Source organism: Enterobacter sp. BIDMC 27 (genome assembly GCF_000534415.1).
Classification (GTDB): Bacteria; Pseudomonadota; Gammaproteobacteria; order Enterobacterales; family Enterobacteriaceae; genus Enterobacter; species Enterobacter hormaechei_C.
Genome location: NZ_KI973178.1, coordinates 1,913,430 through 1,937,689 on the forward strand (window position 1 = coordinate 1,913,430; position 24,260 = coordinate 1,937,689).

Here is a 24,260-nt window from a genome sequence, read left to right on the forward strand (position 1 = left end):
CGTGGTTCCTTTTTACAAGATGGGGTCGGAAAGCGTGTCCGCGTTGCGGCGGGCATTCTCTTCGGCCGCTTCGGTTTCAAGTTGTTTGCGCTCGGCCAGTTTGAAAAACGGCAGCCAGACCAGGGCGGAAATAACCAGCGTGCAGACGGACCAGATCACGGCAGGGATATTGCCGCCGGTCACGAACCATGCGGCGAAAATCGGCGGCATGGTCCAGGGGATCTGTAAGACGGGGCGACCAATGATGTCGAAGTACATCAGCGACCAGGTTGAGATGCACAGGATCATCGGCGTCAGGGTAAACGGGATCATCAGCAGTGGGTTGAAGACTATCGGGCAACCGAAAATGACAGGTTCGTTAATACAAAATATCGCGGAGGGCAGGGAGAGCTTGCCCACTGATTTGTACAGCCGACTGCGGGAACGCAGCATGGCAATGACCAGCCCCATGGTCGCGCCCGTTCCGCCCAGGCACATAAAGACGATATAAAACCCGTCGGCGGTAATATGGGGAATGGGCTGATGATGCAGATAGGCCTGAGTATTTTCAGCGATGTATTTCAGGAAAATGGGACTGGTGATGCCGGAAAGCACGTTGTCGCCATGTATGCCGCAGCACCACAGCAGCGAAATCAGAAAAATAAGCACCAGCATGCCCGGCAGCGAACCGAGGCCGGAGACGAGCGGGCTGAGCAGCAGGGTGAAGAAGTGGTTGATATCAAAATTCAGGATGACCCGAATCAGCCAGATCAGAGTGATTGCTACCGCGGCGGGGATCAGGCTCGCAAAAGATTGCGCCACGGCAGGAGGCACGCCCTCCGGCAGGGTGATCACGACGTTGTGCCGGATAAAAAATCGCACGATGTGCACCGTCAAAATCGCCAGGATGATGGCAGAAAACAGCCCCGCCGCACCAAGATTGTCAACGTTGAGCTGATAGCTGTCGTTGAGTTGCGCCAGTAAGAACACCACCAGCGTGACTATGCAGCAGGTGATAGCGTTGAGGTTGTACTCCTTCGCGAGGTTGTAGCTGATACCCACCGCAGAAATCAGCCCTATCGCACCAAAGGTAACGCCCTCCGGGGCGCTGAGCTTTTCGGCAAACGGGCCAAGCCATTCACTCCAGCCGGGTATCGGTAGATTGGCGAGAATGAGAAACAGGCTACCGGTGATGGTGAAGGGTAAGGTCAGCGCAATACCGTTGCGCACGGCGACCAGTATTTTATTTTCGCCTACGCGAATCAGTACAGGAATGACTCTGTGCTCAAGAAATGTAATCACATTGCTTACTCCAGAAGAGATTTCTGCTCTCCCGCCGCTGTTGATGTTATCAGGCTTTGCTGGCGGATTTTTAAACTGGTATATACCAGTTGAATGCAGTTTTTCACGGTTCTTTTAGCCTGTCAAACAGGCATGCAATGCGGTGCAGATTTGATTATTTGCCTGAAAATAAAGGGTTTTTGAAATGGTAAAACGGTGGGGAGACGCTTCAGGGCAGGAAAATGAATCGCAGAACTGTGACGCTGGCTGCACTATTTCTGTAGGGCAGACGGGCCAGCGCGTTGCCAGCCCGGGAGGACATCAGGCTTCGTAGAAATTATAAATCCCCGCCGCCATCACCAGCGATGACGCCACTTCGTACGCTTTTTCGCGCCCGACCAGCAGGTCAATAATCTTCAGGCCAAAATCAATGGCGGTGCCCGGCCCCTGGCTGGTGAGCAGGTTAACGCGCGGATCCCAGACCACGCGTTTATCCACCCACTGGTCTTCCGGAATTGTGTCCTTCAGGCCAGGAAAGCCGGTCATATTCCCGATGGGGAAAATGTCGTGCGGAACCAGCACCGTACCTGCGGCCGCACAGATTGCCGCGACGATACGCCCGGAAAGATGAAACTGACGAACGGTTTCAACCAGCAGCGGGCTGTCGCGGAAACACTCTGCACCCTTCAGCCCACCCGGCAAAACGATAATGTCGTAATCACCGTCCGCCACCTGTACAAGCGGTGCATCCGCCAGGATCTTCACCCCACGCGAGCAGGTAATCGCCAGACTTCCGTCGCTGGCGACGCTGGCGGTAGTAACCTTAATACCACCACGCACCATCAAATCAATGGTGGTGACCGCTTCTGTCTCTTCGCTACCAGGGGCGAGGCATACCAGTGCCGATGCGCTCATACTCACTCTCCTTTCGTTTTACTAACTCAAACAGACGGCTGTTTTCCGCAACGGTAATACCGTGTGCCCGGGCGCGTTTTAACAGATAACCGGTAATGTAATCAATTTCGGTATGCCGCATAGCCCGGATATCCTGCAACATTGAGGAGATATTTTCTGCCGTACTCTCAATGACCTGGTCGACATAATAACGTAAATCGGACTCTGAGGTGTGGTAGCCTTCGCGTTCAATGACGGCGGCAACTTCCCGGCAAATCAGCGCTACCCGATCGGGATGCTTGCGCAGCTCACCGTTAGGGCAATCCAGCAGGGCGGTCAGCGGATTGATCGCGCAGTTGACCGCCAGTTTGCGCCACAGTTCCGCGCGAATGTTATTGTGCCAGGCGACGTCAGGCAGCGTGCTTTGCAGGGTATCCGCAAGATAGCTGTAATCGCCGGGCTGTTCACGCGCAGGACCGATATGGGTGATACCACTGGCAACATGGATAATGACGTTACCGTCGCGACGTGCCGCGTGGGTGGTTGTCCCCATCAGCAGCGGTTGCCGGACAGATTTTAGCTCTTCAATGGTACCCATACCGTTGTGAATCAGCAGGATTGGCGTGCTTTCAGGTAACTGGGCGGCCAGGCTTTTCACCGCATCGGAGACCTGCCAGGCCTTCAGCGTGACCAGCAGCAAATCGCTGGTGGCAAGAAATTCCGGATCGTTTGCCGTCAAAGACTCGTTGAAAATTGAACCGTCTGTACCAATTACGTTCACACTGCAATAGGGCTGGGGAATTCGCAGCCAGCCCTGAACGTCGTGTCCCTGTTTGCATAGCGCTGTAAGCCAGAGTTGGCCAAGGGCTCCGCATCCAAGCACTGTTACTTTCATCGTTCCTCCTCACCTGCAACGGCGCCAGGTGCTATGACGCTAAGTATAGCGCCATCAGCTAAGCTTCTCGTTATGCCTCGTTGCGGGTATTATGCAACGCAACAAAAATGAAGGGAGAAGAAAAGATGCCATCTTTCGATATTGTTTCTGAAGTTGATTTGCAGGAAGCGCGTAACGGCGTAGAAAATGCTGTCCGTGAGGTTGAGTCACGTTTCGATTTTCGTGGCGTTGAGGCGACCATTGAACTGAACGACGCGAACAAGACGATCAAAGTCCTGAGCGAGTCTGATTTCCAGGTCAACCAGTTGCTGGATATCCTGCGCGCCAAGCTGCTCAAGCGCGGCATTGAAGGGACCTCACTCGATGTACCGGAAGATTTTGTTCACAGCGGCAAAACCTGGTTTGTGGAAGCGAAGCTGAAGCAGGGGATTGAGAGCGCGGTACAGAAAAAAATCGTTAAGCTTATCAAAGACAGTAAGCTCAAAGTGCAGGCGCAGATCCAGGGTGAAGAGATCCGCGTGACCGGAAAATCCCGTGATGACCTGCAATCCGTGATGGCGCTGGTGCGTGGCGGCGATCTCGGTCAGCCATTCCAGTTTAAAAACTTCCGCGATTAAGACAATCATGCCCGGCTAAACCGGGCATTTTTTCAGGCCTTCAGCGCCTGCTCCACCTCAAAGCGGTTAGTCACTTTGCTGTCAATTTTGACATACGCACTGCGCTCTTCCGGGACAATCAGCACTTCGCTCACGCCCTCTGTCGCTTCCAGACGCTGTTTTAACGCGTCACCGATTGCCACGTCATCGGGAATTTCTACCCGCAGGCTACTTACATAGCGCGGCTCTTTCATGGTGCTGGCAACAAACAGCCAGAGCATCGCCAGCAGCGCACCGGCGAGGAAAACGGTCTGGGAGTCAAACAGACCGTCCACCCAGCCGCCGAGCGACCCGCCGATCGCCACGCCGAGAAACTGGCTGGTGGAGTAAATGCCCATCGCGGTGCCTTTGTATCCTGCCGGAGACTCTTTGCTGATAAGCGACGGCAGCAGGGCTTCCATCAGATTAAACGCCAGGAAGAACAGCTGTACGCCGGCGATCAGTTCCCAGAAATGCGGGCCAGCGCCCCACAGCACAATCTCGGCAATCAGCAATAACGCCACGCAGCCCACGAAGACGCGTTTCATTTTGCGCTTCACTTCGGCGTAAATAATGAAGGGCACAACGGAGATAAACGAGATCAGCATTGTGACCAGATAAATTTTCCAGTGCTCTGCCGCCGGGAAACCTGCTGCGGCAAGTTGACCGGGCAGGGCGACGAAGGTGGACATCAGCAGAATGTGCAGGCACATAATGCCGAAGTTCAGCTTAAGCAGGCGCGGCTCGGCGATGACTTTGCTGAAGCAGCCTTTCACCATCCCGGATTCACGGTTGAGGATGTGGTTTTTACTGTCAGGCACAACCCACAGCGTGAGTGCGATCCCGATGGTCGCCAGCACCGCGATCATCCAGAACAGGGCGTGCAGGCCGAGCGCATGAGTGATAACAGGCCCCAGCACCATGGCAATGGCAAACGTGACGCCGAAGCTGACGCCGATAAACGCCATGGCTTTGGTGCGGTTTTGCTCGCGGGTTAAGTCTGACAGCAGCGCCATTACGGCGGCGGCAATCGCCCCGGAACCTTGCAGGGCGCGCCCAAGAATAATTCCCCAGATGGAGTGGGAGAGGGCGGCGATGATGCTGCCAAGTACAAACACCAGCAGTCCGCCGACAATCAGCGGTTTACGACCCACGCGGTCGGAGAGCAGGCCAAAGGGGATCTGGAATATCGCCTGCGCCAGACCGTAGATACCAATCGCCAGACCAATCAGCGCTTCGCTGGCACCCTGTAACGCCATGCCATATGTGGTCAGAACGGGCAGGACCATAAACATGCCAAGCATCCGCAGCGAGAAAACAGTCCCTAAACCCCAGGTCGCACGCAGTTCGCCTGGCGTCATTTTATAATCGTTCATTACCACCTCTACCAAAAAGCAGGCCATAGTTTAGGCGGGGTGATAAGTGCGGTAAATAGGTGTTTGTTTAAGAGATATTACGAGGGTGTGATAAAAGCACCCCCGGATAAAAAAATTACGCCTCGACGCGCAATCCGTAGCTTTTGAATTTCTCAAGAACAATGGCAATTTCATCGTCACTGAGTACCGGAACGGGATCCACTATCGCCAGCGTGGTCAGGTAGAGTTTTGCCAGCACCTCTACCTCCTGCGCCAGCCACAGTGCCTTTTCAAGATTTTCTTCGCAGGTTATCAGGCCGTGGTGCTGTAAGAGCGTCGCTTTGCGATCGCGTAACGCGACCGCGACATGCTCTGACAGCGCGCGCGTCCCGAAGGTCGCGTAAGGGGCGCAGGGAATGGAGTTTCCCCCGGCGGCGGCAATCATATAGTGAATAGCAGGAATGGGGCGGTTGAGTATCGAGACGGCGGTACAGTTAACCGCATGGTTATGGACGACGGCGTTAGCATCCGGGCGGGTCTGATACACAACCTGATGAAAACGCCATTCGCTGGAGGGCAGTTTATCTTCTTCGTGTCGCCCCTGTGCATCTACATAGACGATACTCTCTTCGGTCAGATGCTCGTAGGGAATTCCGGTCGGCGTAATCAGCATGCCGTCGCGATAGCGAACGCTGATATTGCCGGCGGTGCCCTGATTTAACCCCATGCGGGTCATCTCAAGGCAGGTGTCGATAATGTCTCTGGCTAATCGGGCTCGTTCCATTTTTTATTCTCCGGGTACAGTTTTATTTTTACTGGCGGGAACGTTTGACCAGCTTCATATCGACTTTCGCCGTCTCGTTGACCGCTTCGCCGTCGATGGCTCGCTGCATCAGTTCAAACGCTTTTTCCGCCCAGGTATCTTCATCCTGTTGCATGGACCAGACGCTGTTTGGCAGGAACCCCAGCATGGGGTGCTCATCGAAGGTGCCGATATTGATGTGTTGGGGCACGGTGCCGGTACGCGTCCGCAGGGCTTCGATTGCCCCTTCCAGAACGGGTAACGATGAGGCGATAAACGCCTGCGGAACACCCTGGCTGTCGATAAGCGAATCCATCAGGGCATATCCGCCCTCCGGCGTATTGTCCGGTCCTTCGATGACCCACTCGCGATGGTGAATACCGGCTGTTTTCAGGGCCTGTAAGTAGCCGTTCAGACGGTCCGTAATACTGGGCAGTGCGGTATCGCCCACAAGGAACCAGAGCGGCATTTTTCTCTCTGCCAGCATGTTGCGGGCCAGTTCATCCCCCCCGGCCTCGTTATGACTCTCAACCAGCGCGTTGTCAGTAAAACCAAAATCCCGGTCGAGTAGCACCAGTGGTTTTTGGATCTGCCGCAAATGATGCTGCTGGTTTTCCAGCGTCGAGGGAACGATAAACAAGCCGTCCACGTTGCGCGCTATCAGGGCTTTGACCAGCTTATTTTCGTAATCCACATCGTTGTAAGTACAGCTGATCATCAGCTGGTAGCCCGAACGGCGGCAGCGCAGTTCGAGTTTCTCGGCGAGCGTTGCAAAGAACACGTTCGAGATGTTGGGCACGATGAGTCCCAGCGTCTCGGTTTTGTTTAGCTTAAGACTGCGCGCCGAATGGTTGAGGGTATAGCCGAAGCGCTCGACGTGTTCATTAATTCGGGACTGTGTTTTCACGCTGATCCGATACTGTTCGGCTTTCCCGCTCAGTACCAGCCGCACGGTGGTGACGGATAAATTCAGATCCTTCGCTATCTGTTCAACTGTTTTGGCCATCGCTACGCCTCAATCCTTAACGTACGTAAAAAACTGCTGATAAAGCATACGCATCCTGCCATTACATTTCCTGCTGCATCAGGAGATTAAGCGCCTGCTGCTGGGTCCACAGCATCAGGTACGCCTCATATTTTTGCCTGTGGAAAGCCGCGGTTTCCGGCCGACGGGTGATGATGTCGCCGGCTTTGACCATTTCCCGGGTGGCATCGGTGAGCGTTGCCCATGCACCGCTCGCCACAGCGCCGCAAATGGCCGCGCCGAGAGTGACGGCATCTTCTTCGGCTAAGAGATGAATATCGCAGCCCGTGGCATCGGCATACTCCCGCAGCCAGAGCCGGTTATGGGTGGCTCCTCCACAAATGACAATGCGCGACAAGGTGTGCCCGTGATGTTTCAGGGTATCCATAATATGTCGTGTGCCATAGGCTATGGCCTGTAGCGTGGCCAGATAGAGCCTCGCCAGCGCACGTTCACCGGTTTCTAATGTCAGACCGACCACGCTGCCCCGCGCATCCGGACGCGAACGCGGCGAGCGGTTGCCGTGGTGATCGGCCAGAATGTGCAGGTTGCGGGTGGGATATTTTTCTTCCTGTTCAAGCGCGGCTACCCAGTCGTTGAGCAGCGCCACCGGATGGCGTTGCGCCGCTTCTGCTTTTGCAAACAGGTCTGCGCTGGCTCCGTGCTCGCGCAACGTCCAGTCGACCAGCGCCCCGGCAGCACTTTGCCCGCCTTCCGTCAGCCAGTAGCCCGGCAGCATGGCGCTCCAGTAAGGCCCCCAGACGCCGGGCGTATGGATCTCCGTCTGACTGGCAAGCATATGGCAGTTCGAGGTTCCGCTGATGAGCGCCAGCGTGCCCTCCGGGTGTGAGCCCGTCAGCGCCACGCCACCCGCGTGGGCATCGATCATGCCGCTTGCCACAACCACCTCTTCGGGCAACCCCAGAGCTTGCGCTGCCTGTGGGCTGAGTTTCCCGACGCATTCAGCGACGTCCAGAATAGTATCGGGAATTTTTGTCAGTAAGGTCTCCAGCCCCACCTCCCTGAGCAGCGATTCGCTGAACTGCGCCTCATGCGCAAGGTAGTTCCATTTGCAGGTGAGGGTGCACAGGCTGGCGGCGTCCTGGCCCGTCGCTTTCCAGACCAGAAAATCGGCAAGGTCGAAAAAGCGCCAGGCCTGATTCCAGGTTTCAGGATGATGTCGCTGCAACCACAGCAGTTTTGGCAGTTCCATTTCAATACTCACCTCGCCGCCCACGTAGCACAGGGCAGGATCGCGTGTGGCATTGATGCGAACAGTTTCTTCGTGAGCACGATGATCCATCCACATAATGATGTCCTGCGATGCCGGACTGTCGGGGGACACGCTCAGGCCGTTACCCTCAGCATCCAGCGCGACCAGCGAGCACGTGGCGTCGAAGCCAATCGAACGAATGGCGTCGGGTGAGATCCCAGAGGAGTCGACGGCTTCCCGCACCACCGCGCAAACCTGCTGCCAGATCTCCGCGGAGGACTGTTCCACGCGCGCGTTGCTGGCGTGAAACTGTGAAATCGGACGGGTCGCGAAGCTCAAACGCTCGCCTTGCGCAGAGTAAAGCCCAGCACGAACGCTGGCTGAACCCACATCGACCCCGAGGAAATAGCCGTCACTCATCATAAACTTCCTTATTTTTTACCAAACGGATGTAACAGTTTATCAATTTCAGGGGTGTTGATATTCTGCGCATTGACATATTTCACTGGAATATCAATTTCCTTAGCCACCGTCTGTCCGGAAATTACCGCGTTCAGCGCCTTTATGCCCTGATAACCAATCTGGTACGCGTCCTGCACCACGAAGCCCTGAATCACGCCGTTTTTGAGGAAGTTAATGATGGCTTCGGTGCTGTCAAAACCGATGACTTTCACTTTGCCCTTCAGATTCTGGCTGTCGATAGCGTTCGCAACGCCCAGGGTTGATCCTTCGTTGGTGGCATAAATACCGGCGATATCCGGGTTGGCCTGAACCATATCAATGGTTTTATCCATCGCCTTTTGCGGGTCGCCATCGCTATATTGCACCGGCAGTACCTGAATATTCGGGTACTTCTCTTTCATTCGCTCGCTGAATCCTTCAGAGCGCTCAATGGCGGACGTCGTTCCGGCTACGTGGGCGATAATACCCACTTTCCCCTTCTGACCTACCTGCTCCGCCAGCGCATCCGCAGCCTGTGCGCCCGCCTTACGGTTATTGGTGGCGACAAAGCTGGCCGGGATATCGGAGTTCACGCCCGAGTCGAAGGTCACCACTTTGATCCCCCGGCTGTTGGCGGTTTCGACCAGCGGGGCAAGGGCGTTTGCATCAAGCGCGGCCAGCAACAGGCCGTTTGGCTTTTGTGCCATGGTGTTTTCGACTAACTGGATCTGCTCGGCGATTTGCGTTTCATCGGCAGGGCCAACGTAGCTGGTTTTGTCACCCAACTCTTTTGCGGCAGCTTCCGTCCCCATTTTGACCGTCTGCCAGAATTCGTGCTGGTAACCTTTACTGACTACCGGCAGGTTTAAATCTTTTGCCAGCGCGCTGCTGGACAGGATGGCAACGAGCGACAGGGCGCTCAGGATATGGCTGGTTTTCATTATTTTGCTCCGTTGTAGGGGTTGGCAGGGCTTGTTGTATCGAGAACCTAACGCATTCTTTTACGTAACGTGTCCAGGTAGACGGCGGCAACGACGACCACGCCCATCGCCACCATCTGCCAGAACTGGGACACGCCCATGAGATTGAGGCCGTTTTTCAGCACGCTCATAATGAACGCGCCTATGATGGTGCCGCCAATCGTGCCCACGCCGCCCATCAGACTGGTACCGCCGATCACTACCGCCGCAATGGCTTCCAGCTCATAACCCACGCCTACGGTTGGCTGGCCTGAATTGAGACGAGAGGCGAGGATCACCCCGGCCACGCCGGTTAACAGGCCGCATAAGGCGTAAACGAAAATTTTCACTCGCTGGACTTTGATCCCGGAAAGATGTGCCGCCGTTTCATTGCTGCCGACAGCGTAGATATAGCGGCCCATCACCGTTTTCTTCAGGATCCACATGGCGATCAGTGCCACGATGACCAGGTAGAACACCGGGTAAGGCAGGACGTCGAACAGGCGACCCTGCGCTAGCAGCTTGAACTGCGGATAGTCAGAAAAATAAATCGCGCGGCCATCGGTCATCACCATATTGATGCCGCGTACCGACATCATTAAGCCGAGGGTGGCAATAAACGGGGGTATGGTCATTTTGGTGACCAGAAACGCGTTCACATAGCCGCAAAGCCCGCCGGCGAGCACGCCTGCCAGAATACAGACCGGCAGCGGCATACCAAACCCGGCGGCGATGCCCACCGCAACCCCTGAGAACGCCACCACCGATCCGAGCGACAGGTCGATCCCGGCGGTAATAATCACAAAGGTTACGCCAATGGCCATGATGCCAATCACCGCCGTTTGCAGGGCGATAGTCATGATATTTTCAGTATTAAAGAAGAACGGTGAGCTGAAGCTGAAAAACAGAACCAGCAATACCAGGCTAAAAAGAGGCGCCAGACGCATCAGGAGCGCTTTATTTATTTTCATCGTATGACTTCCGCTTTGCGGCGATGGAACGGTAACGGACATGATTAATCCTCCAGCGTGGCGTATTGCATGATTTTTTCCTGGGTGGCGTGCTCAGCCTCTATTTCGCCGGCAATGTGGCCGCTGCGCATCACAAGTATGCGGTCGCACATTCCTAATACTTCCGGCAGTTCGGATGAAATCATGATGATCGATTTACCTTTAGCGACAAGGCGGTTCATTAGTTCATAAATTTCCAGCTTGGCGCCAACATCAATTCCCCGGGTTGGCTCATCAAAAATTAAAATATCGGTATCTTTACAGACCCAGCGGGCAATAATGATCTTCTGTTGATTACCGCCGCTTAAATTCAGTGCCGCCTGTTCCAGATGCGGCGTTTTTATTCGCAGCGCATCCACCAGTTTCTGGCTGGACTCCCGGCAGCGCTTTTCATCGACATTACCCGCGGCGCCGGCGTAGTCCGGGTAATTGCCGAGCATAATGTTCATCTCAACGGAAAGGCCGAGGGCGAGTCCCTCTTTTTTGCGGTCTTCTGTTAAATAGCTGATGCCTTTCTCAATGGCGTCAGCCACGTCTTTAATCCGTGTGGGGGTGCCGTTCAGCGTCAGGGTACCGGCGTCGATCGCATCGGCGCCAAACAGGGCCCGGCCCAGTTCCGTTCGGCCTGCGCCCATTAAGCCAGCGAGGCCGAGGATCTCACCGCGCCAGAGGGTAAAGTTGATGTCGTGCAGTACACCATTTCGCGTCAGGCCATTCACCTCCAGCACTTTTTCTCTGCGCTGATGCGGCGGGCGTTTTGGGTAGATGTTATCGAGATTGCGGCCAACCATCATGGCGATAAGCTCGCCGATCTGAACCGTTTCATAATCTACGGTGGCGATGTATTGTCCGTCGCGCATGACGGTCGCGCGATCGGCGATCAGCGCCAATTCTTCCAGACGGTGCGAGATGTAGACTATCCCCGTGCCCTGAGCCTTGAGCATCCGCGTGACGTCAAATAAACTCTCGATTTCACTTTCGGTCAGCGCGGCGGTGGGTTCATCCATGATTAGCACTTTGGCATTGACCGAAATCGCTTTGGCAATTTCCACCATCTGCTGCTGGGCTACGGTTAATTCACTGACGCGGGCGTCCGGGGCGATTTTTAAATTCAGCGTGTGCAGTATTTTCTCAACCGCCTGTCGCTGGGCGCGTTTATCTAACTGCCAGCGACTATTTTTGCAGAATTCACGGCCAATAAAGATATTCTCTTCCACGGTTAAATCGGGAAAGAGATTAAATTCCTGATGGATAATCGTAATACCTGCGTGCTGAGCACTTAGCGGATCGCTGAATGATACGGATTGCCCTTCAAAGCGAATTTCACCGGAATCGGGTTGGTAAACACCGGATAATATTTTCATCAGCGTCGATTTGCCGGCACCGTTTTCACCTAACAGGGCATGAACTTCGCCGCGGCGTAAATCGAAATCAACCTGATTCAGCGCCAGCACGCCGGGAAAGCGTTTGGTGATGCGCGTCATCTGAATAAGAGTCTCTGACATTGCAAAATTCCTGTGTTGGAAAGGCAATGAATCACAAGCCACAGTGATTTAGTTATTAAGCTAACTCGACTTAGCTTTCGTCCTTAAAAGCTATTTTAGGGTCATAATTTAGCCAAATCATTTGTATTCAAATTGTGACGTCGTGCAAAGGTATTTTGTTATTTAATTGAATTCAAACGATATGTTTAGATTTTGCTGAATCGTAATACCTGACACTGATCGAATTTTGACCTCTCATCGTGAAACTGCTCACAGATCCTGCACATTTATCTTGTCTCATTTTTAGTGAGAACCCTAAGCTAATTCGAGTTAGCAAATTTCACCGCTTTCCGTTCACGGTGCTGCCCGGGCGCTTTTTCACGGCTATGCTCCTGAGACGGATAGGTTAACCAACGTGAGGAAGGGCTATGAAAACGATAAAAGCGTTACCCCGGATTGGCATTCGACCTGTTATTGACGGCCGCCGAATGGGCGTACGCGAGTCTCTGGAAGAGCAGACCATGAACATGGCGAAAGCCACGGCGGCGCTACTCAGTGAAAAATTACGCCACCCCTGCGGTACGCCCGTAGAGTGCGTAATTGCCGACAGCTGCATTGCCGGAATGGCGGAATCCGCCGCTTGCGAAGAGAAGTTCAGCACGTGCCACGTTGGTCTGACGATCACCATCACCCCCTGCTGGTGTTACGGGAGTGAAACCATTGATATGGATCCGCTGCGCCCGAAAGCGATCTGGGGCTTTAATGGCACCGAGCGTCCGGGGGCGGTATACCTCGCAGCGGCGCTGGCAGCGCATAACCAGAAAGGGATCCCGGCGTTTTCCATCTACGGCCACGATGTACAGGATGCGGGCGACGAGACCATCCCGGCAGACGTTGAGGAAAAATTGTTGCGCTTCGCCCGGGCGGGCCTGGCGGTCGCCAGCATGAAGGGGAAAAGTTATCTGTCGGTGGGCGGTGTCTCAATGGGGATCGCGGGCTCGATTGTCGATCACAACTTCTTTGAATCCTGGCTGGGGATGAAGGTGCAGGCGGTGGATATGACCGAACTGCGTCGCCGCATCGATCATAAGATTTACGACGAACAAGAACTTGAGCTGGCCCTGAGCTGGGCGAAGGCACATTTCCGTTTCGGCGAGGATAAAAACGCAGAGCAGTATCGTCGCAATGAACAGGAAAATGCCGCGATCCTGCGGGAGAGCCTGCTAATGGCGATGTGCATCCGCGACATGATGCAGGGCAACCCTAAACTCGCTGCGATGGGCCGCGTGGAGGAATCGCTGGGCTATAACGCCATTGCGTCCGGTTTCCAGGGGCAGCGCCACTGGACGGATCAGTATCCAAATGGCGATACCGCAGAGGCGCTGCTGAACAGCTCTTTCGACTGGAACGGTATTCGCCAGCCGTTGGTAGTGGCGACGGAAAATGACAGCCTTAACGGGGTAGCGATGCTGTTTGGGCATCTGATGACCGGCACCGCGCAGATTTTTGCTGATGTACGCACCTACTGGTCGCCGGAGTCGGTTGAGCGTGTTACCGGCCAGAAGCTCACTGGACGGGCTGAGCACGGCATTATTCATCTGATCAACTCCGGCTCGGCGGCGCTGGACGGTACAGCGGAGCAGAAAGACGCCGAGGGGAAACCGACCCTGAAACCACACTGGGACATTACTGAGCAGGAAGCCAACGCGTGCCTGGCCGCAACCCACTGGTGTCCGGCGGTGCATGAATACTTCCGCGGGGGCGGTTTCTCATCAAACTTCCTCACCCGGGGTGGCGTGCCATTTACCATGACCCGCGTAAACCTCATCAAGGGTGTGGGTCCGGTATTACAGATAGCGGAAGGCTGGAGTGTTGAGCTGCCGGAACACGTACATGACATTCTGAATAAGCGCACCGATTCAACCTGGCCCACCACCTGGTTTGCCCCACGCCTGACCGGTAAAGGCCCGTTCAGCGACGTCTATTCAGTGATGGCGAATTGGGGCGCTAACCACGGGGTATTAACCGTCGGGCACGTCGGCGCTGATTTCATCACCCTGGCGTCCATGCTGCGCATCCCTGTATGCATGCATAACGTACCGGAGGCGCTGATTTATCGGCCGACGGCCTGGGGCGCTCACGGTATGGATCCGGAAGGGCAGGATTACCGCGCCTGTGAAAATTACGGACCGTTATACAAACATTAATCCGGCCTGCCAGCCTGCTCCGGCGGGCTGGCAGCCTGTGGGGACCGCGATGAAAAAATGTTTTCTGGTTCTCGATTGTGGCGCGACGAACGTGCGCGCCATTGCGCTGGATCCCGAAGGGAATATTGTGGCGCGCGCCGCGGTGGCGAACGAAAGCGAAAGCGCCGCTGAAAATCCGGCCTGGCACCAGTGGTCGCTCGACGCCATCATGCAACGGTTTGCCGTCTGTTGTCAGAAAATCAGCGCAGCGCTGAGCGAGCATCACCTGTGCGGAATGAGTGTGACGACCTTTGGCGTGGATGGCGCACTGGTAGATGAGCGGGGAGAACTGCTTTACCCGATCATCAGCTGGAAGTGCCCGCGGACCGTGCCGGTGATGGAAGCGGTTGCCCGTTCATGCTCCCCGGCAGAACTACAGCAGATCACCGGCGTTGGGCAGTTTAGTTTTAACACGTTGTATAAGCTAGGCTGGCTTCAGGACAACCATCCCGATCTGTTACAGCGTGCTCACGCCTGGCTTTTTATCTCCTCGCTAATCAACCATCGCCTGACCGGAAAGATGACGACCGATCTCACGATGGCCGGTACCAGTCAGATGTTCGATCTGCATCAGCAGCGCTTCAGTGAAACGATCTTAAGCAAGATCGGCGTGCCTCATTCCCTTTTCCCGCCGCTGGTTTCCCCCGGAGAAAGGATTGGTGAATTGCGGCCCGACGCTGCATCCAGGCTCGGATTGCCTTGCGGTGTGCCGGTGATCTCCGCCGGGCACGACACGCAGTTTGCCCTTTTTGGCGCCGGGGCGGGAATTAATGAGCCAGTTCTCTCTTCGGGTACCTGGGAGATTTTAATGGCGCGCACCTCGCAGGTTGATACCGCTTTACTGGGGCAATACCCGGGTGCGACCTGCGAACTGGATAGCCGGACGGGGCTTTATAATCCGGGAATGCAATATCTGGCGTCTGGCGTACTGGAGTGGATCCGCGCGCTGTTCTGGTCGCCTGGTACCGACTGGGAAACTATTCTGGCTCAGGCGGCGGCAATTCCGAACGGCGCGGATGGCGTCACGATGAATACCCAACTGCTCGATTCTCCACTCGCCGGCTGGCAGGGCGTTACGCTCACCACAACGCCAGCCCATTTTTACCGCGCAGCCCTGGAAGGACTCACGGTGCATCTGCAAGAAAAATGCCTGGCGCTGGAGGCGATCGCGCAATTTAAGGCGCGTGAACTCCTGCTGGTGGGGGGAGGTAGCCACAATATGCTGTGGAATCAGCTCAAGTCCAATGCGCTTGGGATCCCGGTGAAGGTTCTTGAAGAGGCTGATACGACCGTACTGGGGGCGTCTTTGTACGGATGGTGGGGCGTCGGAGAAACGGCCAGCGCTGAGGCTGCTCGCGATCGGGTCCACTATCGTTACCGTTATTTCTATCCTGAGGAGCAACCTTGTGCTTAAAACGATATCCCCTCTGATTTCACCCGAGCTGCTGAAAACGCTGGCAGAAATGGGTCATGGTGACGAGATTATTTTTGCAGATGCTCACTTTCCCGCGCACAGCCTGGGGCCAAAGACGATCCGCGCAGATGGCCTGCTCATCAGCGATTTGCTGGCCGCGGTGATACCGCTGTTTGAACTGGACAGCTATGCGCCACCGCTGGTGATGATGGCCCCTGTCGACGGGGATACGCTCGATATACAGGTAGAAGCGCGCTATCGCAACGCACTCTTTGGTGAGGCGAAAGGGGAGGGGGTTACGCGTATTGACCGTTATGCGTTTTATGCGCGGGCACAGAAAGCGTACGCCATCGTGGTGACGGGCGAGACCGCGAAATACGGCAATATACTGTTAAAGAAAGGGGTTACGCCGTACCAATAAAAAACGCCGGGCTAAACCCGGCGTTTTTACATCAGTCTTCTTACCAGACGTAAGTCAGCAGGTGTTGTGAATCTGGCACCATGAAGTCTACGGACATCATCACGGACAGGGAGGTGATGGCGACAATCGAGAACACAAACAGCTTGCGTGCCCAGACCTTGTCATCTTCCACTTTGTAACCGCGCAGGGCCATGCCGAGCCACCATACGCTCACCGCAGCTGCTACCACCAGATATTTATATCCGGCGTAACCGCCCAGAGAGAGCATCAGCGTTGCCACGGCAAAAGCGATGATGTAGAGCGTGATGTGGTTCTTGGCAACTGAAATGCCTTTCACGACCGGCAGAACCGGAATGTTCGCCGCCTGATAATCCTTAAAGCGGAAAATCGCGATGGCGTAGGAGTGCGGCATCTGCCACAAGCTAAAGATAGCCAGCAGGATGAGCGCACCGCTGTCGAACTCGTTCGTGACGGCGCAGTAGCCAATCACCGGCGGCGCCGCGCCGGAGAGAGAACCAATCAGCGTGCCGTAGACGGAGTGACGTTTCATATACAGGCTGTAGACGCCCACATACACCACGAACCCCATCACCCCCAGCCAGCAGGCCAGCGGGTTAGCACCAAACCACAGCAGCATAAAGCCAGCAATACCCAGCAAGGTGGCGTACACCAGCGAGACGGAAGGAGCAATCAGGCCTTTAACCAGCACCCGATTTTTGGTCCTTTCCATCTTCTTGTCGATATCCATGTCGATGTAGTTGTTAAATACACAACCGGACGCAACCACCAGTGACACACCGACCAGCGTGTAAATAAAGAGGGTGTAATCAATGCTGCCTTTAGAGGCCAGCAGGAACCCTCCGATTACGGAGATCAGGTTGCCAAAGATGATGCCTGGTTTCGTGACTTGCAGGTATTGCTTAAACATACTCGCCGCTCTTAGTGAACCATCATGTTGTAGTTAAGGTTCCACATAATCCAGATGGAACCGACTACCAGGATAGCGATGATAATCACGGTAAAGATAAAGGCCGTCATGTTCCAGCCTTCATCGGACTTGGTGTTCATGTGCAGGAAGCAAACCAGATGCACCAGAATCTGAATCACCGCGGTCACCAGGATTGCGCCCAGGATAACCGGCTTAGATGCAGAACCGTTCATCACCATCCAGAACGGGATCACCGTCAGAATGATCGACAGGATGAAACCTGTCATGTAGGTTTTTACGCTGCCGTGGGAAGCGCCATGATCGTTAGAATGACTCATTACATCGCCCCCATCAGATAGACAACAGAGAACACACAGATCCATACCACGTCCAGGAAGTGCCAGAACAGGCTCAGGCACATAATACGGGTACGGTTAGTACTGGTCAGGCCGCGACGGGAGATCTGGAACATCAGCACCGCCATCCAGATCAGACCCGAGGTCACGTGCAGACCGTGGGTGCCTACCAGCGCGAAGAACGCTGACAGGAAGCCGCTACGATCCGGGCCGAAACCTTCCATGATCAGGTGATGGAATTCATAGATTTCCATCCCGATAAAGCCAGCACCAAACAGCCAGGTCAACGCCAGCCAGGAGACAACCTGGCTCTTGTTGTTTTTGTACATGGCGATAGCCGCCATGCCGTAGGTGATGGAGCTGAATAACAGCAGTGCGGTTTCAACCAGAACGAACGGCAGTTCAAAGATGTCCTTACCGGTCGGGCCGCCCGCTGTGCCGTTCACCAGAACGGCATAGGTTGCGAACAGACAGCAGAACAGGATGCAGTCGCTCATCAGGTAGATCCAGAAACCGAAGACTTTCGTCGGTCCTGTATCATGGTGCGCATGTTCATGCGCGTGGGCAGTTGAGTGCGCCAGAGTATCAGTTGCCATTTTTCAGCCCCGCTTTAGAAATCTCGTCAAAATGCTGGTTTTCCAGCTTTTCAACTTCACGGACTGGTACGTAGTAGTCCACGTCCTCGTCAAAGCTCTTCACAATCCAGCTGATTACGATGCCAGCGAAGCCAACAATCGCCATCCACCAGATGTGCCAGATCATTGCGAAACCAAATACCGTTGCGAAAGCGGCAATGACCATGCCCGCGGCGCTGTTTTTCGGCATATGGATCTCTTCGTAATGCTCAGGTTGCTTGTACGCTTCACCTTTTTCTTTCATTTCCCAGAATGCATCACGCTCGTGAATGTGCGGCACTACGGCAAAGTTATAGAACGGAGGCGGAGAAGAGGTCGCCCACTCCAGCGTACGGCCACCCCATGGGTCACCGGTCAGGTCGCGGTTCAGGTTACGGTCACGGATAGACACGTAGTACTGAATCAGCTGGCACAGAATACCGCAGGCAATCAGCGCTGCGCCGCCCGCTGCAACCATCAGCATTGGGTGGAACTGCGGATCGATCTGCTGGCTCAGACGACGGGTCATCCCCATGAAGCCCAGCACGTACAGCGGCATAAACGCCACGAAGAAGCCGATGATCCAGAACCAGAACGCGCGTTTACCCCATTTTTCGTTCAGGGTGAAACCGAACGCTTTTGGCCACCAGTAGGTCACACCAGCGAAGCAGCCGAAGACCACGCCACCGATGATAACGTTATGGAAGTGCGCAATCAGGAACAGACTGTTGTGCAGAACGAAGTCAGCACCTGGTACCGCCAGCAGTACGCCGGTCATCCCACCTACGGAGAAGGTCACGATGAAGCCGATGGTCCACAGCATAGCTGAGTGGAACACGATACGACCCTGGTACATGGTGAACAGCCAGTTGAAGATCTTAACCCCGGTCGGGATCGCGATAATCATGGTGGTAATACCGAAGAAGGCGTTTACGTTGGCACCCGCACCCATGGTGAAGAAGTGGTGCAGCCAGACGATGAACGACAGGACGGTAATACATACGGTTGCCCACACCAGAGAGGTGTAACCAAACAGGCGTTTACGCGAGAAGGTTGCCGCGATTTCGGAGAACACACCGAACACCGGCAGAACCAGGATGTACACTTCCGGGTGACCCCAGGCCCAAATCAGGTTGATGTACATCATCATGTTGCCACCCATATCATTCGTGAAGAAATGGGTACCCAGATAGCGATCCAGGGTCAGCAGCGCGATGGTGACGGTCAGAATTGGGAACGACGCGATAATCAGGACGTTGGCGCACAGAGATGCCCAGGTAAATACTGGCATCTTGAACATCGTCATACCTGGTGCACGCATCTTCAGGATGGTCACGAAGAAGTTAATACCGGTCAGGGTGGTACCGACACCGGAGAGCTGAAGCGCCCAAATCCAGTAGTCAACGCCCACGCCCGGACTGTACTCAATTCCCGACAGCGGCGGGTAGGCCAGCCAGCCAGTCTGAGCAAATTCGCCCACACCCAGTGACAGGTTAACCAGGATAACGCCGACAACCGTGAACCAGAAGCTCAGGTTGTTCAGGAACGGGAACGCAACGTCGCGCGCGCCGATTTGCAGCGGAACGACCACGTTCATCAGACCGATTACCAGCGGCATCGCCACGAAGAAGATCATGATAACGCCGTGGGCGGTAAAGATCTGATCGTAATGGTGCGGTGGCAGGAAGCCGGCTTCGCCCGCAGACGCAAGCGCCTGCTGGCTACGCATCATGATTGCATCCGCAAAGCCACGAATTAACATGACGATACCGACGATGCAGTACATGATACCGAGTTTTTTGTGGTCAACCGAAGTCAGCCACTCATTCCACAGGTAGCTCCACTTACCGAAGTAAGTGATCAGGCCAACTAAGGCCGCGCCACCAATGATAATTGCAGCCACCGTAACCATAATAATCGGTTCATGGTAGGGCACTGCATCCAGTGTCAATTTTCCGAACATTTTCTTCCTCGGCCCCTTAGTGAGCGGTTTCCGCGTGGCTCATGTCCATGCCTTCCATACCCTGGTGCGTGTTGTGCTCGCCTTCAGGCTGGGTCATGTCCATGCTCATGCCGTGATCCATAAATTTGCCAATAACGTCTTTGAACAGATTCGGTTTCACGTTAGAGAAGTACTCCACCTTGTTGTATTCGCTAGGTGCAGCCACTTTTTCGAACGCCGCCATGTCAGACATGGTGTTTGGAGACTGCTTCGCTTTTGCAACCCACTGGTCGAAAGTCGCGCGGTCTGGCGTAGCGATAGCTTTGAACTTCATACCCGAGAAGCCCGGGCCACTATAGCTGGCGGAGATACCGTCGTAGGTGCCTGCTTCATTCGCGATCAGGTGCAGGTTAGTCTGCATACCGGCCATCGCGTAAATCTGGCTGCCCAGACGTGGGATGAAGAAGGAGTTCATTACGGAGTTGGAGGTCACTTTGAACTGAACCGGAGTGTTCGCCGGGAAGGCGATTTCATTCACGGTAGCAATGCCCTGTTCTGGATAGATGAAGAACCATTTCCAGTCCATGGAGACCACTTCAATGGTAATAGGTTTTTCATCGTGAACCAGCGGTTTGCTCGGCTCAAGTGCGTGAGTGGTTTTCCAGGTCAGTACAGCAAGGAACAGGATGATCAGAATAGGTACCGTCCAGACCACAGCTTCCACTTTATTGGAGTGTGACCAGTTAGGGCTATACTTCGCATCTTTATTGCTCGCACGATACTTCCAGGCGAAACCAACAGCCATCAAGATGGCAGGAATAACCACAATCAACATCAGGCCAAAAGCCGTCAGTATCAATGAACGTTGTTCCAGTCCAATCTGTCCTTTGGGGTCTAGTAGTGCAGAATCGCAGCCACTGAGTAATACAGTGCCTGCGAATAATGACAACCATCCCAAACTTTTATTGTATTTCCTGAGTCTCATTTAACGACCTCAATTCCACGGGAGTCTGGTGGCGTTTAAAGTGTGGGGGCATTTTACGGGAAGGTTACATTACTGTAAACATCATTAGCCCTGTGTCAGGAAGGTGTTACCGGGTTCTGCCGCACATGTCACAAGTGTTGCAAATTATGTCGCGTTTTCCGGGGGAAGCCGCACGGAGCGGGCGTTATAACGAAAGGGTGCCCCAGCATACCGCAAAAGGGACAATTGGTATAACCATTGTGAAAAATACACAAATAATTAACAATTAATTATCAATAAAAAGACAACTAAAAAACGAAAATTCAATCTTTCGAATGCTGAATCGTTTAACGGAAAATAGCGTAGCGAAATAAGCTCCAATAATTTCCGAATGCTATCCCGCACAAAACAACAAATATTTTTTTTTGCCGATGGCGGTTATTTCGCCGTTATAATTTCGTGTCGTTATTACAACGGGAAATAACCTTTCGCTTTTTACTTCATGTCATCTGCGTTTTCCGCAATGACATGAAATCCAGCATCCCACCGGTCAGGATACCCACGATGGCGAGTAACACCCCTGCATCAAGCAGCTGGGTTTCAAACGGAAGCGACAAGGTGGTCGTCGCATTCAAGATGAGTACCGCGAGCCACACTACCAGCGCAAGACAACCAGCCATCAGCAGACGCAGGGCAAACCGATAGGCAGCCTGATATTCCGTGCGCGGCATGAAGTGTTCCGTCCGCTGGGTATATTCCAGCGTCTGGCGACAGACCAGCAGCAATAAAATCCCCGGCACCGCCGCCACCACCGAGAAGAGATAAAACGTCGGCCAGCCGTGAGCTTCAACAAACCAGCCCGCGACGGGGCCAACGTATACGCGCCCGACGGCAGAAAGGGCAGACAGTAGCGCAAATTGGGTGGCGGAAAATGACTTATTGCACAGCGTCATCAGCAGGGCGACAAATGCCGCAGTGCCCATACCGCCACACAGGTTTTCAAAGAATACCGCCGTCGCCATGCTGATCATATGCTTGTCGGTGATCGACAGCAGCCAGTAACCGGCATTCGATGCGCCCTGAAGGATGCCGAAGATCAGCAGAGCGCGGAACAGCGTCAGGCGCTGCATCAATACACCGCCGTACAGCGCGCCGACGATCGTGGCAAACAGCCCCAGGGTTTTGTTCACCACGCCGACTTCGCCCGCATCAAACCCGACGCCGCGGATCAGGAAGGTGGTGGTCAGACTCATGGCGAAAGCGTCGCCAAGCTTATAAAGGACAATCAGCAGCAGGATCAGCCAGGCATTATTGCGACCAAAGAAATCGCGGAGCGGTGCGGCGACGGCCTGCTCCAGCGAGCGGGGGACCGGAATCACATCGCTCGGTTCAGGCGCGAATAGCGTGGCAATAATGCAGGGGATCAGCAGAGCGGCCATCAGCCAGTACATTCCCTGCCAGCCGAGATAGCGGTCGGCAAGCCAGAGGGCCAGCCCGCCGGAAACCAGCATACCCAGGCGGTAGCCAAGCACGCTGATTGCCGCACCGGCGCCACGCTCTTCTGCTGGCAGGACGTCCGTCTTCCAGGCGTCAAAAACAATGTCCTGCGAAGCGGAGCAGAAGGCGATCACCACCGCAAGCGCGGCCATCCAGCGCAGCTGTGTTGACGGCTCAAGGAAACCCATTGCGGCAATGGCCAGCAACAGCAGCACCTGCGTCATCACTAACCAGCCGCGACGGCGCCCGAGGAACGGTGGGGTATAGCGATCCATCACCGGCGACCACAGGAACTTAAAGACGTAAGCCTGGCCGACGAGCGAGAAGAAACCAATGGTTTTAAGATCGATGTTCTCAACCGTCATCCACGCCTGTAACGTGCCGGAGGTGAGCGCAAGGGGTAAACCGGAGGCGAAACCAAGGATCAGCAGAATAGCTGATTTCGGTTGCTGGAAAATACGTAAGTAGTGACTGGACATGTTCTTATGAACTGACCCGGTGAAGCACCGGGTCAGTCAGCAGGATTAACGGGCGTTCTGCTTGATGAAGTCGTGAATGCTGGTGTCCTGTGCCATGTCGGCAATGGTGTCAGTCAGCACACTGTTAACCGCGTCAGCGATATTTTTGTTGGAGGCCTGGAATGCGCCTTCAACGGAATAGCTTGCACGGTAGTTTTTGTTCATTTTATTGCCGTTCTTCGCGGTAGCAATGATGGCGATATCGGCTTTGGTCGCAATGTTGTAGCGAACGTTACCCTGGGAGACGTCAGCGTACAGGTTGTTCACGATGATTTGCAGATCAACCGCGCCGCTTGGGCCAATCATGTAGCCACGGGAGGTCATCTGTTTTTCCAGCACTTCCTGCAACAGGAAGCGCAGGTCGCGGGAGGCGGTCAGCGTGACCTGCTGGTTGTCGCGAGTCACTTTCGCCAGCGCCTGGTCCTGACGCTGATCGGCGCCATTAATGCTGACTGTGACGCCCATCAGGCTTGGATCCTGCTGAGGCAGGGTAATTTTTGGTGAAACGTCAATGGTCGTCGGCGGAGTCGCGCAGCCGGCGAGCATAAAGAGTGCTACCAACGGAAAGAAGAGTTTTTTTAACATTTTCGGGTTCTCAACGAATCGTAAGCAAAGAGAGAAAAATTGCCGCCATCATAACATCGCTAACGGCCAGGGGAAGTGGTCAACGCATGTAAATTCATCGCCTTGTCCGAAAACTGACCACCTTTCCGCTTTTCTCTGCCTGTAAGTGACAAAACGTATGAACCTCATAGTGAACTTCATTCGTTTGGATGAGAAAATCAGACGAAAGCTAAATATTTGTTGTCAAGGTGTAATGGAACCGGTAAAAGCGGCTAATATTTAAAGGGATGGGTGACACCTTAGCGTTGTCGGAGGAGTGATTTCATGATGATACGTGAACAGATAGAAGAAAAATTAAGGGCAGCGTTCAACCCTGTGTTTCTCGAAGTTGTCGACGAAAGCTATCGTCATAACGTGCCGGCAGGTTCTGAAAGCCACTTTAAAGTGGTTCTGGTCAGCGATCGCTTCACGGGAGAACGTTTCCTGAACCGACACCGCTTGATCTACAGCACCTTGACGGAAGAACTCTCCACAACCGTACATGCGCTGGCGCTGCATACCTACACCATTAAGGAATGGGAAGGGCTACAGGATACGGTATTCGCATCACCGCCTTGTCGGGGTGCAGGCACCATCGCCTGATAAATCGGATTTGCAACCGCCGGAGTTTTTCCAGTATGTTGCTTACAGATTTCGTCAAAACGGCCTTCGGGCCGTTTTGTTTTGTCTGAGTTTTGAGCGGATGGCGCGTTTTTAAGGCTAAAAATAGCCTTAAAGTGTGAAAAAAGCCGCAGCAACATGCTCCAACCGTTCTCGACTCACCT

22 protein-coding genes are annotated in these 24,260 nt (G+C 54.4%); 5 read left to right on the forward strand and 17 right to left on the reverse strand.

What is annotated here, in order from left to right; genetic code table 11:
- Positions 1-12: 12 nt before the first annotated feature.
- The 3 genes from L463_RS13525 to panE form a co-directional block, all read right to left on the reverse strand.
- Positions 13-1,281 (reverse strand): PTS sugar transporter subunit IIC, encoded by a 1,269-nt coding sequence (locus L463_RS13525; RefSeq protein ID WP_032673151.1) that lies wholly within the window; start codon positions 1,279-1,281, stop codon positions 13-15.
- Between the two features lie 300 nt (positions 1,282-1,581).
- Positions 1,582-2,175: a protein deglycase YajL gene (yajL, locus tag L463_RS13520; protein ID WP_023296019.1), complete on the reverse strand. Its 594-nt coding sequence runs from the start codon at positions 2,173-2,175 to the stop codon at positions 1,582-1,584.
- Positions 2,138-3,049: a 2-dehydropantoate 2-reductase gene (panE, locus tag L463_RS13515; RefSeq protein ID WP_023296020.1), complete on the reverse strand. Its 912-nt coding sequence runs from the start codon at positions 3,047-3,049 to the stop codon at positions 2,138-2,140. The genes yajL and panE overlap by 38 nt, the downstream gene beginning before the upstream one ends.
- A 125-nt stretch (positions 3,050-3,174) precedes the next feature.
- Here panE and L463_RS13510 point away from each other — a divergent pair, with 125 nt between their 5' ends.
- Complete coding sequence (locus L463_RS13510) at positions 3,175-3,666, forward strand: YajQ family cyclic di-GMP-binding protein (RefSeq protein ID WP_017383179.1); 492 nt, start codon at positions 3,175-3,177, stop codon at positions 3,664-3,666.
- A gap of 32 nt (positions 3,667-3,698) precedes the next feature.
- On the opposite strand, the gene L463_RS13505 is transcribed toward L463_RS13510, so the two are convergent.
- The 7 genes from L463_RS13505 to L463_RS13475 form a co-directional block, all read right to left on the reverse strand.
- The gene (locus L463_RS13505; RefSeq protein WP_023296021.1) at positions 3,699-5,060 is read right to left on the reverse strand and encodes an MFS transporter; all 1,362 of its coding nucleotides are present in this window, start codon (positions 5,058-5,060) and stop codon (positions 3,699-3,701) included.
- Between the two features lie 115 nt (positions 5,061-5,175).
- The gene (gene fucA / locus L463_RS13500) at positions 5,176-5,823 is read right to left on the reverse strand and encodes an L-fuculose-phosphate aldolase (RefSeq protein ID WP_023296022.1); all 648 of its coding nucleotides are present in this window, start codon (positions 5,821-5,823) and stop codon (positions 5,176-5,178) included.
- A gap of 28 nt (positions 5,824-5,851) precedes the next feature.
- Entirely contained in the window at positions 5,852-6,847 is a 996-nt protein-coding gene (locus L463_RS13495; protein WP_023296023.1) for a LacI family DNA-binding transcriptional regulator, read from the reverse strand.
- 61 nt (positions 6,848-6,908) lie between these two features.
- Positions 6,909-8,498 (reverse strand): FGGY-family carbohydrate kinase, encoded by a 1,590-nt coding sequence (locus L463_RS13490; protein ID WP_017694416.1) that lies wholly within the window; start codon positions 8,496-8,498, stop codon positions 6,909-6,911.
- 11 nt (positions 8,499-8,509) lie between these two features.
- Positions 8,510-9,460: an ABC transporter substrate-binding protein gene (locus tag L463_RS13485; protein ID WP_000858088.1), complete on the reverse strand. Its 951-nt coding sequence runs from the start codon at positions 9,458-9,460 to the stop codon at positions 8,510-8,512.
- 47 nt (positions 9,461-9,507) lie between these two features.
- Positions 9,508-10,491, reverse strand: coding sequence for an ABC transporter permease (locus L463_RS13480; protein ID WP_017383183.1), 984 nt, complete (start codon positions 10,489-10,491; stop codon positions 9,508-9,510).
- Between the two features lie 2 nt (positions 10,492-10,493).
- Positions 10,494-11,993, reverse strand: coding sequence for a sugar ABC transporter ATP-binding protein (locus tag L463_RS13475; RefSeq protein ID WP_017383184.1), 1,500 nt, complete (start codon positions 11,991-11,993; stop codon positions 10,494-10,496).
- Positions 11,994-12,400: 407 nt separating this feature from the next.
- Here L463_RS13475 and fucI point away from each other — a divergent pair, with 407 nt between their 5' ends.
- From fucI to fucU, 3 genes are read left to right on the forward strand one after another with little or no spacing between them, the layout of a single operon-like run.
- Positions 12,401-14,179, forward strand: a complete 1,779-nt coding sequence (fucI, locus tag L463_RS13470) for an L-fucose isomerase (RefSeq protein ID WP_017383185.1) — start codon at positions 12,401-12,403, stop codon at positions 14,177-14,179.
- A gap of 49 nt (positions 14,180-14,228) precedes the next feature.
- Positions 14,229-15,632: an L-fuculokinase gene (fucK, locus tag L463_RS13465; RefSeq protein ID WP_032102885.1), complete on the forward strand. Its 1,404-nt coding sequence runs from the start codon at positions 14,229-14,231 to the stop codon at positions 15,630-15,632.
- On the forward strand, positions 15,625-16,053 hold the full coding sequence (gene fucU / locus L463_RS13460) for an L-fucose mutarotase (protein ID WP_023296025.1): 429 nt from the start codon (positions 15,625-15,627) through the stop codon (positions 16,051-16,053). Before fucK ends, fucU begins: the two co-directional genes overlap by 8 nt.
- A gap of 40 nt (positions 16,054-16,093) precedes the next feature.
- On the opposite strand, the gene cyoE is transcribed toward fucU, so the two are convergent.
- From cyoE to L463_RS13425, 7 genes are all read right to left on the reverse strand, one after another.
- A complete protein-coding gene (gene cyoE, locus L463_RS13455) occupies positions 16,094-16,981 on the reverse strand; it encodes a heme o synthase (RefSeq protein ID WP_017383188.1) in 888 nt (295 codons plus the stop codon).
- Positions 16,982-16,992: 11 nt separating this feature from the next.
- On the reverse strand, positions 16,993-17,319 hold the full coding sequence (locus L463_RS13450; RefSeq protein ID WP_006809888.1) for a cytochrome o ubiquinol oxidase subunit IV: 327 nt from the start codon (positions 17,317-17,319) through the stop codon (positions 16,993-16,995).
- Positions 17,319-17,933: a cytochrome o ubiquinol oxidase subunit III gene (locus L463_RS13445; RefSeq protein WP_003859057.1), complete on the reverse strand. Its 615-nt coding sequence runs from the start codon at positions 17,931-17,933 to the stop codon at positions 17,319-17,321. Before L463_RS13445 ends, L463_RS13450 begins: the two co-directional genes overlap by 1 nt.
- A complete protein-coding gene (cyoB, locus tag L463_RS13440; protein WP_017383189.1) occupies positions 17,923-19,914 on the reverse strand; it encodes a cytochrome o ubiquinol oxidase subunit I in 1,992 nt (663 codons plus the stop codon). The genes L463_RS13445 and cyoB overlap by 11 nt, the downstream gene beginning before the upstream one ends.
- A 16-nt stretch (positions 19,915-19,930) precedes the next feature.
- A complete protein-coding gene (gene cyoA, locus L463_RS13435; protein WP_006809886.1) occupies positions 19,931-20,878 on the reverse strand; it encodes a cytochrome o ubiquinol oxidase subunit II in 948 nt (315 codons plus the stop codon).
- Positions 20,879-21,357: 479 nt separating this feature from the next.
- Complete coding sequence (gene ampG, locus L463_RS13430) at positions 21,358-22,833, reverse strand: muropeptide MFS transporter AmpG (RefSeq protein WP_017383190.1); 1,476 nt, start codon at positions 22,831-22,833, stop codon at positions 21,358-21,360.
- Positions 22,834-22,878: 45 nt separating this feature from the next.
- Positions 22,879-23,457, reverse strand: a complete 579-nt coding sequence (locus tag L463_RS13425; RefSeq protein ID WP_003859052.1) for a lipoprotein — start codon at positions 23,455-23,457, stop codon at positions 22,879-22,881.
- Positions 23,458-23,760: 303 nt separating this feature from the next.
- Here L463_RS13425 and bolA point away from each other — a divergent pair, with 303 nt between their 5' ends.
- The gene (bolA, locus tag L463_RS13420; protein ID WP_003859051.1) at positions 23,761-24,078 is read left to right on the forward strand and encodes a transcriptional regulator BolA; all 318 of its coding nucleotides are present in this window, start codon (positions 23,761-23,763) and stop codon (positions 24,076-24,078) included.
- Positions 24,079-24,260: the final 182 nt, after the last annotated feature.